The sequence below is a fragment of the Acinetobacter sp. GN11 genome (assembly GCF_054823985.1).
This window is the reverse complement of record NZ_JRVL01000128.1, coordinates 1-17,321: the sequence shown is the minus strand read 5'-3', so window position 1 is coordinate 17,321 and position 17,321 is coordinate 1. Positions and strand designations below refer to the sequence as shown.

The 17,321-nt window shown below is 39.2% G+C and carries 20 protein-coding genes; 5 read left to right on the top strand and 15 right to left on the bottom strand.

Features of this window, described 5'->3' with window-relative positions:
• From NL42_RS12075 to NL42_RS12065, 3 genes are all read right to left on the bottom strand, one after another.
• The coding region (locus tag NL42_RS12075; protein ID WP_461312929.1) for an alkyl hydroperoxide reductase at positions 1–369 on the bottom strand (369 nt) is incomplete at its 3' end.
• Positions 370–547: 178 nt separating this feature from the next.
• Positions 548–1,069 (bottom strand): chromate transporter, encoded by a 522-nt coding sequence (locus NL42_RS12070; RefSeq protein ID WP_461312928.1) that lies wholly within the window; start codon positions 1,067–1,069, stop codon positions 548–550.
• Positions 1,069–1,629: a chromate transporter gene (locus NL42_RS12065; protein WP_461312927.1), complete on the bottom strand. Its 561-nt coding sequence runs from the start codon at positions 1,627–1,629 to the stop codon at positions 1,069–1,071. The genes NL42_RS12070 and NL42_RS12065 overlap by 1 nt, the downstream gene beginning before the upstream one ends.
• Positions 1,630–1,730: 101 nt before the next feature.
• Here NL42_RS12065 and NL42_RS12060 point away from each other — a divergent pair, with 101 nt between their 5' ends.
• The gene (locus tag NL42_RS12060; RefSeq protein WP_461312926.1) at positions 1,731–2,633 is read left to right on the top strand and encodes a LysR family transcriptional regulator; all 903 of its coding nucleotides are present in this window, start codon (positions 1,731–1,733) and stop codon (positions 2,631–2,633) included.
• A 62-nt stretch (positions 2,634–2,695) separates the two neighbouring features.
• Here the strand turns inward: NL42_RS12060 and arsH are convergent, their stop codons facing one another.
• The 4 genes from arsH to NL42_RS12040 are packed head-to-tail and all read right to left on the bottom strand — an operon-like array spanning position 2,696 to position 5,260.
• A complete protein-coding gene (gene arsH, locus NL42_RS12055; protein ID WP_461312925.1) occupies positions 2,696–3,409 on the bottom strand; it encodes an arsenical resistance protein ArsH in 714 nt (237 codons plus the stop codon).
• The gene (gene arsB / locus NL42_RS12050) at positions 3,396–4,442 is read right to left on the bottom strand and encodes an ACR3 family arsenite efflux transporter (RefSeq protein WP_461312924.1); all 1,047 of its coding nucleotides are present in this window, start codon (positions 4,440–4,442) and stop codon (positions 3,396–3,398) included. Before arsB ends, arsH begins: the two co-directional genes overlap by 14 nt.
• Positions 4,443–4,452: 10 nt before the next feature.
• Positions 4,453–4,926 (bottom strand): arsenate reductase ArsC, encoded by a 474-nt coding sequence (locus tag NL42_RS12045; RefSeq protein WP_461312923.1) that lies wholly within the window; start codon positions 4,924–4,926, stop codon positions 4,453–4,455.
• 4 nt (positions 4,927–4,930) lie between these two features.
• Positions 4,931–5,260 (bottom strand): metalloregulator ArsR/SmtB family transcription factor, encoded by a 330-nt coding sequence (locus NL42_RS12040; protein ID WP_250374289.1) that lies wholly within the window; start codon positions 5,258–5,260, stop codon positions 4,931–4,933.
• Between the two features lie 84 nt (positions 5,261–5,344).
• Between NL42_RS12040 and arsC the strand changes: the two genes are divergently transcribed.
• Positions 5,345–5,773 carry an arsenate reductase (glutaredoxin) gene (gene arsC / locus NL42_RS12035; RefSeq protein WP_461312922.1) on the top strand — a complete coding sequence of 143 codons (429 nt, stop codon included), beginning with the start codon at positions 5,345–5,347 and terminating at the stop codon, positions 5,771–5,773.
• 67 nt (positions 5,774–5,840) lie between these two features.
• Here arsC and NL42_RS12030 read toward each other — a convergent pair whose 3' ends face one another.
• The 3 genes from NL42_RS12030 to NL42_RS12020 form a co-directional block, all read right to left on the bottom strand.
• On the bottom strand, positions 5,841–6,002 hold the full coding sequence (locus NL42_RS12030) for a DUF1427 family protein (RefSeq protein WP_000784879.1): 162 nt from the start codon (positions 6,000–6,002) through the stop codon (positions 5,841–5,843).
• A gap of 57 nt (positions 6,003–6,059) precedes the next feature.
• A complete protein-coding gene (locus NL42_RS12025) occupies positions 6,060–7,934 on the bottom strand; it encodes an amidohydrolase (RefSeq protein WP_461312921.1) in 1,875 nt (624 codons plus the stop codon).
• A gap of 329 nt (positions 7,935–8,263) precedes the next feature.
• Positions 8,264–8,950, bottom strand: a complete 687-nt coding sequence (locus NL42_RS12020; protein ID WP_461312920.1) for a hydrolase — start codon at positions 8,948–8,950, stop codon at positions 8,264–8,266.
• Between the two features lie 197 nt (positions 8,951–9,147).
• Here NL42_RS12020 and NL42_RS12015 point away from each other — a divergent pair, with 197 nt between their 5' ends.
• Positions 9,148–10,038, top strand: coding sequence for a LysR family transcriptional regulator (locus tag NL42_RS12015; protein WP_461312919.1), 891 nt, complete (start codon positions 9,148–9,150; stop codon positions 10,036–10,038).
• Between the two features lie 49 nt (positions 10,039–10,087).
• Here NL42_RS12015 and NL42_RS12010 read toward each other — a convergent pair whose 3' ends face one another.
• Positions 10,088–10,828 (bottom strand): GntR family transcriptional regulator, encoded by a 741-nt coding sequence (locus NL42_RS12010; protein WP_461312918.1) that lies wholly within the window; start codon positions 10,826–10,828, stop codon positions 10,088–10,090.
• Between the two features lie 395 nt (positions 10,829–11,223).
• Here NL42_RS12010 and NL42_RS12005 point away from each other — a divergent pair, with 395 nt between their 5' ends.
• On the top strand, positions 11,224–12,693 hold the full coding sequence (locus NL42_RS12005; RefSeq protein WP_461312917.1) for an NCS1 family nucleobase:cation symporter-1: 1,470 nt from the start codon (positions 11,224–11,226) through the stop codon (positions 12,691–12,693).
• Positions 12,690–13,424 carry an aspartate/glutamate racemase family protein gene (locus tag NL42_RS12000; RefSeq protein ID WP_461312916.1) on the top strand — a complete coding sequence of 245 codons (735 nt, stop codon included), beginning with the start codon at positions 12,690–12,692 and terminating at the stop codon, positions 13,422–13,424. Before NL42_RS12005 ends, NL42_RS12000 begins: the two co-directional genes overlap by 4 nt.
• A 66-nt stretch (positions 13,425–13,490) precedes the next feature.
• Here the strand turns inward: NL42_RS12000 and tauD are convergent, their stop codons facing one another.
• Genes tauD through tauA form a run of 4 tightly spaced genes read right to left on the bottom strand, consistent with a single transcriptional unit; the run spans position 13,491 to position 17,091 of the window.
• A complete protein-coding gene (gene tauD, locus NL42_RS11995) occupies positions 13,491–14,372 on the bottom strand; it encodes a taurine dioxygenase (RefSeq protein WP_461312915.1) in 882 nt (293 codons plus the stop codon).
• An 8-nt stretch (positions 14,373–14,380) separates the two neighbouring features.
• On the bottom strand, positions 14,381–15,250 hold the full coding sequence (tauC, locus tag NL42_RS11990) for a taurine ABC transporter permease TauC (RefSeq protein WP_461312914.1): 870 nt from the start codon (positions 15,248–15,250) through the stop codon (positions 14,381–14,383).
• Positions 15,247–16,041 carry a taurine ABC transporter ATP-binding protein gene (locus NL42_RS11985; RefSeq protein ID WP_461312913.1) on the bottom strand — a complete coding sequence of 265 codons (795 nt, stop codon included), beginning with the start codon at positions 16,039–16,041 and terminating at the stop codon, positions 15,247–15,249. The genes tauC and NL42_RS11985 overlap by 4 nt, the downstream gene beginning before the upstream one ends.
• Positions 16,042–16,050: 9 nt before the next feature.
• The gene (gene tauA, locus NL42_RS11980) at positions 16,051–17,091 is read right to left on the bottom strand and encodes a taurine ABC transporter substrate-binding protein (RefSeq protein WP_461312912.1); all 1,041 of its coding nucleotides are present in this window, start codon (positions 17,089–17,091) and stop codon (positions 16,051–16,053) included.
• Between the last annotated feature and the right edge of the window lie 230 nt (positions 17,092–17,321).

Below are 17,321 nucleotides of genomic sequence, written 5' to 3'. Positions count from 1 at the left end.
AAACACATCAAAGTCAGCTTTGAGGTTTAAGCCTTTAATCTGGTTCAATACTTCATCAGACACTTTAGGTGCATAACCAGACACCTGTAACAGTGCCAAGATCAAAGATGTAAACTCATGACCCATAGGTAAGCCTGCAAAGAACACACGAGGTTGTTCACCTGCTTTAGCCACACCAAAGCTTGGACGGCGTGTATTGTTGCCATCAAAACGGGCAGTCACTTTCTCAGAAAGCTCAGCGATTTCTGTCACTAATTCTTTAATTTGAGCAGCTTTATCTGATTCATCTAAAGCAGCAACTAATTCGATTGGACTTTCTAAACGTTCTAAGTAAGCTTTTAATTGAGTTTTAATGTTTTGATCTAACATCTGTTTTTACTCCAATGCATCCAAATTCTTTCAATAGATGCATAGTACGTTAAAACATAAAATAGGTGAAACAGTATGTTTTTATAGATTTAATCGGTTTTTTAGATTTAATTATTATTTACTTCATCAAAAAAAGCCAACCTGAACTCATCCAGCGCAGGTCGGCAAACTGGTTAAACTAGAGTAAGACTACACCAAATACCGCCCCAGCAATCAAGACATGCAAGGGATGAACTTTTTTAATTAAAGATAATAAAGTTGCAATGACGACCATAATGACAAGTAAAGTATTTATTGCCGCTGCCTCAGATATAATCCACGCACTGGCAAGCACAGTTCCCACAGTGACGGGTTGTAAAGCAAGCTGTAAAACACGGCGCCATTTCTTATCTTTAAATTTTGACCAGCCTCTCATTACAAACACAGTAATAATTGATGAAGGTAAAAATTTAGCTGTAGACGTTACCAGTAGACCTGACAACCCTGCTACATGCCATCCTACCAACGGTACAATCATCATGTTTGGACCGGGAGCTGCTTGAGCCATGGCAAATAATGCACTAAATTCTTGTGCCGTCATCCAGTGATGGATGTCGACTACTTGACGCTGCATTTCAGGCAAAATTGTATTGCCGCCACCAAATGCAATAAGAGACAATTGAGTAAAAATGATGGCTAAAGTAATTAGAACTGCGCCCATTACACACGTCTCCAAATAATAGTTGAATAAAGTGCCAACAAAATTAGCATGGTCAAAAGCAAGGAGATTTTTAGAAAAGCAATGCTAACTATTGCTGCCACAACAACACACATCGCTATTGGATTGCGTAATAATGGTTTCAACATTTTTAAGCCAGTTGCCACCAGAAGCCCAGCTGCTGCTGCTCCTAACCCTTCAAAAAGATGCTTAACTATAAGGTTGTCTTGGAACTGCTCATAGACATAATGTAAAAGTACAACAATTATCGTAGGCGCAAGGATCAAGCCAATCAGTGAACTCACCGCTCCACGGACACCGCGAAACTCCATGCCAATCGCAACAGATAAATTAATAATATTGCCGCCCGGTAAAAATTGACACAGACCCAGTAACTCAGTGAATTTTTCAGGACTTAGCCACTGTCGTTGCTCTACAACGACTTTACGCGCTAAAGGCAATACGCCACCAAATCCGATTAAACCTAATGTTAAAAAACCTAAAAACAGTTCTGTGCAGGTCGGTACGCTCTCCTTCTGCACAGCAATCTCAACATGGTTCATTTTCGTTACTTTTCACTTTATCTGACCAAGATAGAATGCTACTTTTATGATATATCTACAAATGCTTTTATTTTCACTAACCATACCCTAAAGGTATTCCTATGCTAGATTTACATAAGCTTCATGCCTTTGTGGTGGTGGTAGAAGAAAGAAATATCACACATGCTGCAAACCGATTATTTATTCAACAGCCGCCTTTGACGCGTTTACTCAAAAAGCTTGAAGAAGAACTCGGTACACAGTTACTTATTCGCCAGCCTCGTGGCATTGAACCGACTGAAGCGGGTTTAGCCTTATTTAAAGAAGCACAACTTTTATTAGAACATGCCAAACATATTCCAAAATTAGTCCAAGATGTTAGCCAAGGTAAAACAGGTCAACTTAATATTGGTTTTACAAGTTCCGCGGGCTTGCACCCACTTATTTCATTAGTATTACGGTCATATCGAGAAATATATCCAAAGGTACTAACCAAACTTGAAGAAGCAGGCAGCCAAAAACAATTAGATCGATTAATCTCAGAGAAACTTGATATCGCTTTTTTAAGAGCACCAATCAGTCGTGATATCGGATTAAAACATCTTCATATATTAGATGAGCCAATGATGGTGGCATTACCTATGGGCCATCCACTTACACAAAAAGAAAAAATTAGCTCAAATGACTTATCAGATGAAAATTTTGTTTTATATCGTCGTTCTTCAGGACAAGGCTTATATGACAATATTTTATATAGTTGCTATCAAGCAGGCTTTAGTCCACGCATTATTCAGGAAGCACCTCGTCCTACCGCAACATTAAATTTAGTCGCTGCTGGAATTGGTATAACGATTGTGCCAGCCTCAATGCATAACTTTTGGGAACATGAAATTGTATATCGCGAATTTGACGACTCTATAAAAATGAATGCTCCTATTTACTTGATTACACGAGAAAATGAAAACTCGGCTAAAGTTTCAAACTTTATTGAACTATTGCAAAAACTTTTGCCCACAATGGCCTGAGTGTAAAAGCTAGACAATAAAAAGTGCTCTAATGTGAGCACTTTTTTATTGATATCAATCTACTATTTTTGATTGATTCGTTTAGATAATTCTTCTGCAGATTCTTTACGTTCCGAATAGCGATCTGTCATATATTGTTTTTGTCCACGTGTTAATAAAGTGAACTTATAGAGTTCCTCCATTACATCGACAATTCGGTCATAGTAAGAGGACGGTTTCATGCTGCCATCTTCTTCAAACTCTAAAAAAGCTTTAGCAACCGAAGACTGATTCGGGATCGTAATCATACGCATCCAGCGCCCTAAAATGCGCATTTGATTCACAGCATTGAAAGATTGAGAACCTCCACTAACCTGCATAACAGCTAATGTTTTACCTTGTGTTGCACGAATTGCTCCACCAGCTAGGGGAATCCAATCAATCTGAGCTTTTAAAATCGAACTCATTGCACCATGACGTTCTGGTGAACACCACACCATACCTTCTGCCCAAGCCAAAAGCTCATGCAACTCTTGCACTTTCGGATGATCTGTTTCTGCATCCTCTGGTAAAGGTAAACCTTTAGGATGAAAAATTTTGACCTCCGCACCTAAATATTCAAGAATTCGTCCAGCCGTCAACACAGCAAAACGGCTATAAGAACGCTCACGATTAGAACCATATAGCAATAGAATGCGTGGTGGATGTTCAAGTTGCTGTGCTTGCACTTGTTCAAAGGTAGGCTTATCTAAAAGATTTAACGCTACATTTGATAAATCATTGTTAAGACTGTTCATGGGAGAAATACTTTTTCTTGAGCCAAAGAGAAACTGAAACGAGTGAAATTAAAACCGGAACTTCAACCAATGGTCCTATCACTGTGGTAAATGCTACAGGTGACGCTAAACCAAATGTTGCAATAGCAACGGCTAACGCGAGCTCAAAGTTGTTACCCGCAGCGGTAAAGGAAATGGCAGTGGTACGTGAGTAGTTATTCCCCATACGTTTACTCATAAAGAAGCTAATGAAGAACATCACCACAAAGTAAATCGTCAGTGGAATCGCAATTCGCAGTACATCTAGAGGTAAGCTCACCACATCACCCCCTTTTAAGCTGAACATCGCCACAATGGTAAAAAGTAATGCAATCAAACTAATTGGACTGATTTTTGGCAAGAATTTAGTTTGATACCAATCTAATCCTTTTGCTTTCACTAAAATGAATCGCGTGAGGAAACCCATTAAAAATGGAATACCTAAATACACCAACACAGCATGGGTAATGGTCCAAAAATTCACATCAATGACTTGCCCTGCCACACCAAAATACGGCGGCAAGAAAGTTAAGAAAAGCCATGCATAAGTGCTAAAGAACAGAATTTGGAAGATACTGTTAAAAGCAACTAAAGCAGCAACATATTGGTTATCCCCACAGGCCAAACCATTCCAGACCAATACCATTGCAATACAACGTGCCAAGCCAATCAAAATAAGGCCAGTCATATACTCCGGATAGCTATGTAAGAAAACAATCGCAAGGATAAACATTAAAACTGGAGCAATAATCCAGTTCTGTACCAACGATAAAGTTAAGGTTTTCTTATCTTTAAATACTTCTGGTAACGCAGCATAATCTACCTTTGCTAAAGGCGGATACATCATTAAAATTAAGCCGATTGCGATTGGAATATTAACGTTATCCACACTCATCTGATTCAAAGAAACCGAGGCCTGAGGGAAAAAAACACCTATTGCCACACCTAAACCCATGGCAATAAAAATCCATAGCGTTAGGTTCCGGTCTAAAAAAGAAAGCTTTTGCTTAGTCATCTCGGCTCTCTTACTCAATATTAGAGATTTTATTAATCTCAGCAATCAAATGTGACCGATTTAAATGTGCCACATCTAAAGCAAACAAGGCATCTAAACGACGATTAATATGATTCACTGTATATTGAAAAGCTTTGAGTTTTTCTTCTTTTGGCAAATCAAGATGTGATGGGTCACTCAGTCCCCAATGTGCTTTGATTGCGCCACCTAAATAAAGTGGACATGCTTCTTGAGCAGCAGCATCACAAACTGTAATCACAACATCTGGTTGATATTGTTCACAATCATCGATATTTTTACTCCATAAGCCTTCTGTTGAAAGACCTAAATTTTCAAGAGTTTCAATGGTTAATGGATGAACATGTCCTGATGGTTTACTGCCAGCGCTGTAAGCTTTCCAACCTTCTGGTGCACGACTGTTAAATAAAACTTCTGACAAAATGCTACGGCAACTGTTTCCAGTGCATAAAAATAAGAACTTCATGGTCTTACTCACAATAAGTTGAAATAGAAGAAAACTGTGAAGATGATTGATTCACTAAACTTTCATCTTGGTTTCCTATAATTTTCAAAACTTCAACGGCCCAACTTGGTAAATCAGGGTTGACACTGTAATACACCCATTGCCCTTGCCGCGTGTCTAGTAAAATACCGTGGGTACGCAGTAAAGCTAAATGTCTGGAAATTTTAGGTTGGCTCAAATCCAGTTGTTCAGTTAGCTCACAGACACAAATATTTTGTTTATTTAGAACTAATTTAAGAATGTTTAACCGAGTTTGGTCAGATAGACATTTAAAGAAATCGACTTGGTTGATCATATCTTCAACAGAATATATTCGTTATTGCAAATATACGGATATCCATATATAAATGCAATATCTTAATTCGACCCTGAATTTCCCATGACTGAGCTAGTGAAGATTTACCATAACCCTGCTTGCGGAACCTCGAGAAATACATTGGCACTTATTCGTCATGCTGGGATTGAACCCAGTGTTATTGAATATTTAAAAACACCGCCAAGTAAAGATGAGCTTATTCAACTCATTAAGGATTCAAACTTAACTGTACGTGAAGCCATTCGTAAAAATGTTGATCCATATAAAGATTTAGAGTTGGAACAAGACAACTGGACAGATGAGCAGTTAATTGATTTTATGGTGCAATATCCAATTTTAATTAATCGCCCATTTGTAGTTACACCAAAAGGCACGCGACTTTGCCGCCCGTCTGAAGTTGTACTAGACATTTTAGATTCACAAAACTTAGGCTATTTTGCAAAAGAAGATGGCGAAGTAATCATTGATGAACAAGGTCAACGAATAAAATAATCTAAGATTCTCATAAATAAAAAGCTAAATGGCGCAATACCATTTAGCTTTTTATTTATGAACTGGGTTAAAAATAGGATTTGATAAAAGGAAGGAGTTGCTCTCCTATTACCATGCCTAATAAACCGACTAATGCAACAAGAGGTGGAGCTGGTGACTTAACATTTAAAACGTAATATAAGACACCAACGAGCAACCCTACAGCCAAAGATAACAAGTACATTTTCATCGTACATACCTTAGGGAAGCAAGCCATTTAACGAGGCAGGTTCCCATACTGTTTTATTTAAAATGCAAAACAAGAACACCCGAGTGCACCCCAGAAAGATTTTTTATCCTTATCATTTACAGGAACATCAAGCATCCAAGAGTGACTATGCCCATGCATGCCACAACTGCTAGCACATTCACACAATGCACTTTGTGACTGTAATGATTGATTCGAAGGTGCATTACGATTTTCGGATAAACGCCACTGACCACCAAAGCGTTTTACTGGCGACCATGTTGGAGATGCTGGCGGTAATGGTGGATCGTCTTGCTTAAACTCTGCGCCTGCATATACCACTTTTCCGCCTAAAACAGTGAGTACAGACTCAATCCACTGGATATCTTCTGCTTCCACTTTGAAGTAGTCATCGGACAGTACAACCAAGTCGGCAAGTTCCCCTGCTGTTAATGAACCTTTGACATCTTTTTCACCTGAAAACCATGCAGAACCTTTGGTCCAGAGATAAAGTGCAGTTTGGCGATCTAAGAGATTCTTTTCATCATACAAAGGTAAGCCGCCGACTGTTTTACCGGTACTTAGCCAATATAAACACACCCAAGGGTTATAAGATGCAACACGTGTTGCATCTGTTCCAGCGCCCACAGGAACACCAAGTTCTAACATTTTCTTAACTGGTGGCGTTTCCTGAGCAGCCTCGGCGCCATAGCGTTTTACGAAAATCTCACCTTGATATGCCATACGGTGTTGAATGGCGATACCACCACCCAACGCACCAATACGTTCAATATTCCGCTCAGATACAGTTTCGGCATGGTCAATAATAAATCGAGTTGCAAATGGCTGTTTTGAATTTACTTTTTCAAATACATTGAGCAAACGATTAATACTTTCATCATAGGTTGCATGAATACGGAATGGCCATTTCTTTTCAGCCAAGTGCTCTACAATGGCTTCGAGTTCACCTTCCATTTTTTCCGGTAAATCCGGACGTGGCTCATAGAAGTCTTCAAAGTCACCCGCTGACCACGTCAGGTTCTCACCTGCTCCATTCATTCTAAATAGTTCATCACCATCGCCCGGAAATGTCATTTCTGTCCAGCGGCGATAATCATCAAGCTCTTGACCTGCCTTCTGAGCAAATAAGTTGTAAGCAATTCGCACTGTCATCTGATTTTGATCGTGCAATTGCTTAATCACATCATAATCTTCAGGGTAGTTTTGACCACCGCCACCCGCATCAATTGCTGACGTAATACCTAATCGGTTCAACTCACGCATGAAATGACGAGTTGAATTGACTTGATCTTCAACTGGCAATTTCGGCGCTTTACCTAAGGTCGAATATAAAATCATAGCGGATGGAGTTGCGAGCAATAGACCAGTTGGCTCACCCTTTTCATCTCGTACAATCTTGCCACCCGGTGGGTCCGGTGTGTCTTTGTTAAAGCCTAATACATCAAGCGCAGCTCGGTTCAACAAGGCACTGGCATATAAATGTAAAACGAATACAGGAGTATCTGGCGCAGCTTTATTAATTTCCTCTAAAGTCGGTAAACGCTTTTCAGCAAACTGGAACTCAGTCCAACCGCCTACTACACGGACCCATTGTGGAGCTGGCGTATTATCTGCTTGCTCTTTAAGTAAGCGTAGTGCATCAGCAACGGATGGTACACCTTCCCAGCGCAGTTCCATATTGTAATTTAGGCCACCACGAATAATATGCAGATGACTGTCATTTAGACCCGGTATAACGCGACGACCATTTAAGTCTACGACTTTGCTTGTAGGTGTTGCGAGCTTCATAACCTCATCATTTGTACCCGTACGTACGACTTTACCATCTGCAACCGCAATTGCTTGTACTTCGGGATTCTGAGGATCTAGTGTTGTGATTTTACCGTTTATGAGTATGAGGTTTATTTCGGTCATTCTGAACTCCATTCTTGTGAATTATCGTTCTAAAAAATAAAGGTATAGCAACATATATATTTCATTATTCTTTTTGATTTTACACGACGGAGTCTGACCGTTTTACATCCAATAAGAGGAGTTAATTCTGTTACTTTTCTTTCGGGAAAAGTAACCAAAACCTGAGCTGCCCTTAAGGCAGCGCAAGATCTGCAAAACTCGTTCAATTACAATCTTTTCAGATTTTGTCCTGCCTCGAACAGTTGCAGATGGCTTTTCCACTTATCCAATATAGTCAAAAATCGAATAAATCAACTTAAATATCGAAATACCCTTAACTCAACTATTGCTTATTTTGCAGGAACTGGTGCAAGTACTTCGTGTTTTGATGCGGTACGTTCAGGCGCCTTATGTACCATCGTATAGGCATAATCAACGCCCATACCGTAAGCACCAGAGTGTTCACGTACAATTGCCATCACTTGATCGTACGTATCACGATGTGCCCAATCACGTTGCCATTCAAGTAAGACTTGTTGCCAAGTTACTGGAACAACGCCTGCTTGAATCATACGTTGCATAGAATAATCGTGTGCTTCTTTTGATGTACCACCAGAAGCATCTGCAACCATATAAATTTCATAATCGCCTTCCAGCATAGCACCGAAAGCAAAAGTGTTATTGCACACTTCAGTCCATAAACCTGAAACAATCACTTTTTTACGATTATTTTTTGCAAGTGAATCACGTACTTTTTGGTCATCCCATGAATTCATTGAAGTACGTTCTAGTAATGGTGCATCTGGAAATACATCTAAAAGTTCTGGATAGGTATGACCAGAGAAGCTTTCAGTTTCAACCGTGGTAATGGTGACAGGAATATTGAATGTTTTAGCTGCTTTTGCTAACCCTACAGTATTATTTTTTAATACTTGGCGATCTATTGACTGTACCCCAAAAGCCATTTGTGGCTGATGATCAATAAAAATAACCTGACAATTGGTTGGTGATAATTGTTCTAAAAGTGACTTATTCATGGGTAAACTCCATTATTCCTTATGAGTAATGCATTAAAATTGCTTACTGGTCATTATCAAAACAGATAAAAATGTAAAAGCATAGACAGCAAATCAGCACGAATCTGTATGCTGTACGAATACAATAAAATCAATGATTGCTTTTTAATTTTTATAGTTTAATCATTGATATATATTTTTTTAACTTTTGCTTAACCATGGATCGATTAGACTGTATTTCCACTTTTGTAAGTGTCGTAGAACATGGGAATTTTAGTAGCGCAGCCAGAGCACTCGACATCTCACGTGATTTAGTGGCCAAACGTGTTTGCTACCTCGAAAATGACCTAAAAACTACTCTGTTAACCCGAACCACAAGACAGATGAACCTCACCTCTTGTGGAGAAAAGTTTTATCAGCATAGTAAAGTCATTTTAAGTGAGTTTGAATGGGCTGCCTACGAAATTAGCTATAATCAGCAGTACCCAGAAGGCGAACTCAAGCTCAATACACCAATGTCTTTTAGCAATATTTTTCTTCAAAATATCATTTCAGACTTTATTGAGAAATATCCCAGCATCAAAATCGATCTATTCATGACTGATCAACTACTAGACATGAATAATAATAAATTTGATTTAACCATTCGCGTAGATGGCTCTCCTCCAAACTTAGCAAATAGTAAAATATTAAATACCTATCAGCGCTATCTATATGCGACACCTGAGTATTTCAATCAGCATGGATTACCAACCTCTTTAGAAGAACTTAAAGAACATAAGTTTCTGATTTACTATCAAGACAGTCGACATAAAAAACTGATTTTCCAAAAAGATCAAAAAGAAGTGTCCTTTAATTGCTTCCCAGTCATGACCTGTAATAATGGTGAATTATTATTAGATATGTGCTTGAAAGATCACGGTATCGTCTTTCTTCCAGAGTTTATTGCAGAGCCTTACTACAAAGAAGGTAAATTACAGAAATGTTTGGAGGACTACACCAGTCAGCCACTTCACTTATATGTCACATGGCCAAACCGTAAGATTTTATCGAAGAAAGTAAAACTATTTATTGATTTTTTAACGCATCAAATCATTCCTATAAAATAACCAATCTGGGCCTTTTCCAGAAGAATTGGCCCATTATTTTTTAGTTAGTTTAAATGGTTTCAATTTTCTTATTTTTAAATAAATTTAATAAATTTTGCTCTGCTGTTGCTGTGCTGTCTTCTTCAACAAATGTCGTCGCGTAGTGTTCTAAATGCTCTTCCATCAATTGAGTTGCTCGCTTTTCATCGCCTTGCTCAATGGCATTTAAAATTGCACGATGTTCATCTGCCGAACAATTATTATGTTTGGGAATTTCATATAACCCAATTAATAACGAAGTCCTTGCAATAAGCGTCTGCAAATAACTGGTCATAATCGTATTTTGATTTGCTTCAATCAGCTTTAAATGAAATTGCCCTGATAGCTTAATCCACTCGGCCCAATTGCCAGCTAAACGCTCATGAGACTCTTGATCTACTAAACCTCGAAGCTCACTAAAATCTAGGTTATGTGACTTTTGAGCTAGCTTTTTTACAGTAGCGATTTCAAGCATGCTGCGTGCTTCAAAGACCTCTTTTGTTTCATGAGCACTATGTTTTGCGATGAGTGCTCCACGATTGGGCTGAATTTCGATGACCTTATCATGTGCAAGTTTAACGAAAACACGTCTTAACACTCCTCGCGTTACACCGAATGCTTCACACAAAGGTGCTTCAACTAAACGTGCGCCAGGGGCAAGTTGTCGATTTAAAATAGCATCTACAATAGCGTTATATATATGGTCATCAATTTCATCATTGCTCATTTCTACGGCTTTTTTTGGTGCATTCGATGGCATTGATCTCTCCATTTTTATTGATGCCCCTCTTTTTAAAACTTTATCTAATGACAATAGTGTAAGTTTAACTTAAGTGTTTTGGAATATTGCTCTTGTTTTCACACCATCTATGCTGAACTGAATAATTCAATATTAGACCTCTAAATATCCACTTATACAGCTAAATTTACTTACTTTTTATAAAAAATTAAGCACTTCTCATTTTATAAATCTGTCTCTGCATATCCAAAATCCATACTAGTTTAAACGACTCATAAGCGCTACTTCATAAATTTGGCATAACTTTTGCTCAACTAAAATTGTGCACAATTTAAATATCACATTGTACACAATTTTAATTTCATTCTTTTAGACAGAACAACAATGCTGCTGAAAGTGCCTCCATTTTAAGGAAGTGAGTGTTCAAGATGAATAATACCGAAGCAATAATTAAACCTTCTTATGATGCAAAACTGACAAATCAAGACTTGGCTCCTTTAAAGAAGCAAACATGGGGGGCTTATAATATTTTTGCTTTCTGGATGTCTGATGTTCATAGTGTCGGCGGTTATGTCATGGCTGGGAGCCTTTTTGCACTAGGACTCAATAGCTGGCAGGTACTTTTATCTTTACTCATCGGCATTGCCATAGTTCAGTTTTTTACAAACCTCATTGCCAAGTCTAGCCAACAAACTGGCACGCCCTATCCTGTTATTTGCCGCGCAACCTTCGGTGTGCTTGGTGCAAATATTCCTGCCGTTATTCGTGGTCTTATTGCTGTCGCATGGTATGGCATTCAAACCTATTTGGCCTCCAGTGCCTTTTTATTGGTCATTTTAAAGTTCTTTCCAGAATGGTCGGTCTATGCCGATGTTTCAAATTACGGCTTTCTTGGGCTTTCCTATTTAGGATGGGTTGGCTTTATGCTGCTTTGGCTACTTCAAGCGATTGTTTTTTGGTCTGGCATGGACAGCATTCGTAAGTTTATTGACTGGGCAGGTCCGGCTGTCTACGTTGTGATGTTTGCGATGGCAGTCTGGCTGATCTGGAAAGCTGGCTGGCAAAATATTGATTTAAACTTGAGCGGTGTTCAATACGACGGTTTTGCGGTTGTACCTGTCATGATTGGGGCTATTGCGCTTGTTGTTTCATATTTTTCAGGGCCGATGCTGAACTTTGGTGACTTCTCTCGTTATGGCAAAAGTTTTAATGCCATTAAAATGGGTAACTTTCTTGGACTACCGATTAATTTCTTAGGCTTTTCTTTACTTACTGTGGTGTGTATTGCGGCAACGCTTCCAGTCTACGGCAAGCTCATTACAGACCCTGTCGAGATGGTTGGCAAACTTGATAACACCTTTGTGGTGATTTTAGGCAGTTTAACCTTAATGATTGCCACCATCGGGATTAATATTGTCGCTAACTTTGTTTCACCTGCCTTTGATTTTTCCAACGTTTCACCGAGCAAAATTAGCTGGCGCATGGGTGGAATGATTGCAGCAGTTGGTTCGATTTTCATTACCCCATGGAATTTGTTTAATAACCCTCAAGTGATCCATTACACCATTGATATTTTAGGTGCATTTATTGGCCCACTTTTTGGTGTATTGCTAGCCGATTTTTATCTTGTTAAAAAACAAAAAATCGAAGTAGATGATTTATATACCTTAGATACCAAAGGTTTGTATTGGTACAAAAATGGTTATAACCTCTCTGCCTTTTATGCCTTAATTCCAGCTTCATTAATTCCTATTCTATGTGTGCTGTTACCACAATTATCTGCTCTTGCTAATTTCACATGGTTTATTGGGATGGGATTCGGTTTTGTGATTTACCGATTTCTTAACCAACCGATTGCCCATGCTAAATCGGCAATGACGAAGGTAAAAGTACAATGAAAATTAAAATTATTAATCCCAATACTACTCAAAGCATGACAGATAAAATTGCTGCATCAGCAAAGATAGTCGCAGGTTCTGGTACTCAAATTATTGCAGTGAGTCCTCAAATGGGCCCTGCTACGATTGAAAGTTATTATGATGAAGCATTAAGTGCAGTAGGTGTGCTGGAGGAAATTCGCCAAGGTGAATTTCTAGGTGTAAATGCTTATGTTATTGCCTGTTTTGGTGACCCTGCGCTTTATGCTGCCCGTGAAATGACTTCAGCGCCTGTGATTGGGATTGCAGAAGCAGCTATGAGAACTGCAAGTTACGTTAGTACTGGTTTTAGTGTGGTCACAACCTTACAACGCACAGTGAATATGAGTTGGCATCTGGCTCATCGCTATGGGGCTCAGCCCTTTTGTAAAAATGTTCGAGCTTGTCACATCGCAGTTGAAGAGTTGGAGCTTCCTGACTCAGATGCTTATCGAACCATACGAGATGAGTGCAAAAAAGCACTGGTAGAAGATAAAAGCGATGCAATTGTTTTGGGCTGTGCAGGTATGAGTGATTTATGCCTAAAACTACAAAACGAATTGGGAGTGATTGTTATTGACGGCGTTGCAGCAGCAGTTAAACAAGCTGAAATGTTAGTTCAGTTAAATTTAAAAACCAGCAAAGTTGGTGATTGGGCCTCACCTCCTGTAAAGAGTTACACAGGCATATTGTCAGGATTTGGAATGCGCTAAAGAGCTATTGTTTCAATTCCAACTCAAAACGCTGCGTTGGAATTGAAACGGCTGAAAACCAAAGAATTAAACTTCAGCTAATTCTGGCTGTTGTTCACTTTTATAAAATGGCACATCACCGTTAATGGTTGCACGGTGCATGATGCGATGAGCATCGCCATAATCAAATAATGCTTTATGTTGCGTACAACGGTTATCCCAAATCGCGATATCACCATCTTGCCACTTCCAACGCAAATGAAATTGCTCTTGGGTTGCATGTTCAAACAAGAAATTAAGTAATTGCTCGCTTTCTTGTTCAGATAACTCATTAATTCGAGTGGTAAAACCCTCGCTTACAAACAACAAAGGCTCACCTGTAACCGGATGGCTACGCACAACTGGGTGAACCACTGGCGGGTTACGTTTAAATGTTTGCAAAAGCTTTTCACGTTCTTCTGCGTTATGGGCAAAACGTTCAAGTGGAAAAGACTTACGAATATCGTGTGTTGCAGTTAAGCCACGTAATTTGTGCTGTAACTCAAGCGGAAGCCCTTTAAAAGCTGCAGTATTGCTCGACCACAACGTGTCACCGCCTACAGGTGGAATTTTAATGGCTTGCAACACACAACCTAAAGGTGGATTTTTACTAAAAGTCACATCTGTGTGCCAAAGTTCATTGTCACGCAAATCTTGTTTCCAACTGTCGAGCACCATCACTTCAGGTACATCTTCAATTGAAGGATAAATCGGGTGCACATGTAAGCTGCCAAAACTACGTGCCAAGTCTGCTTGTGCTTGCGGTGCTAATTGTTGCTTTCGAAAAAAAATGACCTGATGATCAAGCAAAGCCTGCTGGATTTGTTGCGTCGTCTTTTCATTTAACGCATTCAAATCAATATCGTGAATAATTGCGCCAATGGTAGGCTTGATCACTTCAATATTTAAGTTTGCTACTACTGTATTCATCTTCTTTACTACAACTGCTGACCATACCAAGGAGAAAACTGTTTTTGTAACCAACGTAAAAACAGCTCAAAACTAACTGCGACAATCGCAATCACAATAATGCCCAGAATCACCGTATCGGTAATTAAGAACTGTGCTGCCGATTGCACCATAAAACCAATACCACGGTCCGCTGCAACCAACTCTGCTGCAACTAATGTTGACCAGCCCACCCCGAGACCAATACGAATACCGGTAATAATATGAGGTAACGCCGTCGGTAAAATGACATGCCAAAATACTTGTGCCTGACTTGCCCCTAGCGACAATGCCGCACGTTCACGATTAAGCTGATGGCTTAACACACCATGCGCACTACTAATAATGACAGGCGCCAAAATCGAGAAGAAAATCAAAAGTACTTTTGTGGTTTCGCCAATACCGAACCAAATCACGAGTAAGGGCAAATAAGCTAACGGTGGGATTGGACGTAATAATTCAACCAAAGGATCTAGAACAGCGCGAACCCATTTGTTCAGACCCATCCATAAGCCCACTGGTACACCAATCACCACGGCAGCAATCAAGGCTAAAAACACACGAGAGATACTGGCTGCTAAGTGTTGCCACAAAGTTGCCTTCATAAAGCCTTCTTGGCTGACCGATATAAATTTTTGCCAGACTGCCTGTGGGCTCGGTAAAAACAATTCAGGTACGACATGCAAAGCAGTAATGAGAAACCAGAGTGCAACTACACTTCCCACACTAATTATGCTGACCGCCAAAGTGCGATGCTTCTCAAAAAATGACAGTAAAATCGAGGCTTTTTCTGTTTGCACATCTGGCTTAAGTTTTAGCCCTGCTTTGTCATATTCATAGACGTTATCTTTAGTACTCATGTGGTTAACGCCTCCTTACCGCTTTGCTTTTGTGCTCTTAAACTTTCAAATAACTGTTCTCTGAGCTGAATAAATTGTGGGTCCGATTTAATTGAGCGAATAGACTCGCCCTGACGATATCGATTAGCAAAATCGAGATGTAGAGTTTCTACAATTTTGCCCGGATGCGCTGTCATCAGTACTAACTGATTGCTGAGCAATAATGCTTCTTCAATATCATGAGTAATTAAAAAGAAGCTTTTATTTTGTTGAATCCATAAATCGAGCACTAACTGCTGCATGTTTTCACGTGTAAAAGCGTCTAATGCCGCAAAAGGTTCATCTAACAAAATAAACGGCGCATGACTAATCAAAGCTCTGGCAATACCAACACGTTGTTTCATACCACCGGAAAGTTCCCAGATATTGGCTTTTTCAACGTGACTTAAACCTACAATTTTTAAAATTGCGTTCACTTGTGCTTCGATATCCGTGCGCTTTAAACCTTTTAACTGCAAAGCGAAGCCAACATTATCTGCAACATTCAACCAAGGAAGGAGTGCATGATCCTGAAACACGACAGCGCGGGTTACATCTGGTCCATTTACCACTTCATGATTTACAACCACATCACCTGAACTCGGCTTTTGAAACCCTGCCAAGATATTAAGCAAAGTTGTTTTACCACAACCCGACTCTCCTAAAATGACGGTTAAAGAACCTTCTTCAATCGTTAGGTTAATGTCTTGTAGAACTGGCTTTTGCTGTTTAGGAAAAGTCAGATGAATATGTTTGGCTTCAAGTACACTCATGACAACTCCTTAAGGCTGCAAAAATGAAGAATTCACATTGCCTTTATAATCGGCTTTAAGTTGATCGACTTTGCCCTGACCTTTTAAGAACTTCGCTGTATCAAAAATATTTTGTGCAAACTCACCATCTAAAGTTTGTTTTTGCTGAGCATGGTCGAGGTAAATATTTCCACTTAATAAAAGCGGGATATCTTTTGGATCAGAACCCGTTAACTGCGCAATTTTTTGCACGTTATCGGCATCTTTAACGTAAACCGCTGGGTCTTGATTATATTTTTCAAGTTGCTCCAGTGTGGTTTTAACAAAAGCTTTTAAGAAATCAGGATTTTTCTCTGCAAAGTCTTTACGTACAACCCATAAATCATAAGTTGGAGCACCCCATTCACCGACTTGTTTTGAATCGGTTAAAACTGTGCCTGATGCTTTGGCTTTACTTAAAGCAGGTTCCCACACATAGGCTGCATCGATATCACCACGCTCCCAAGCAGCTGAAATTTCTGGTGGACGCAAGTTAATAATTTTTACTTTGTCTTCTGGAATGTTCCAGTGTTTAAGCGCGGACAAAAGGCTGTAATGTGTGGTTGACACAAACGGTACAGCAATAGTTTTGCCGATTAAATCTTGAGGGCTTTTAATGCCTGATTTATTACTTACTACCAATGCTTCAGATGCACCAAGTTTTGAAGTAATTAAAAATACTTCAATCGGTAAATCACGGCTCGCAGCAGCAGCAAGTGGACTTGATCCAATATTGCCAAGCACAACATCGCCTGAAGCCAGAGCGTTTACAACGTCTGAACCCGCATCAAATTTTTTCCATTGAATGTTACGTTCACTATGCTTTTCATATTCCCCATTGGCCTGCGCTACTTTGCTTGGGTCAACCCCTGTTTGATAAGCAATGATGACTGGTTTGCTGTCACCAACTGAAGCACTTGTATTATTGTCTTTCTTATTTTGCCATACGATAAATGCAACAATTGCTACAACCACAATTGCCGTGATAATCAACGGTTTGGTCTTTGTGCTCATAATTTCATGATCTTTCAATAATATAAGCTCATGGTATGCAGCCGGCTTTATAATGAAAAATAAAAAAATATGAGTTGCTTATCAGGTTTTTATAAATAACTTTTCCTTATAAGTTTTTATCTTTTGGTAAAAAGCAAACATCAAACAAACTTACAGCTTAGAGGTAAAATTAAAATACTTATATATCAATAATTAAAAACGATATTCAAAAAATACATGATGATGAACACCTGACACACACCCTCTAA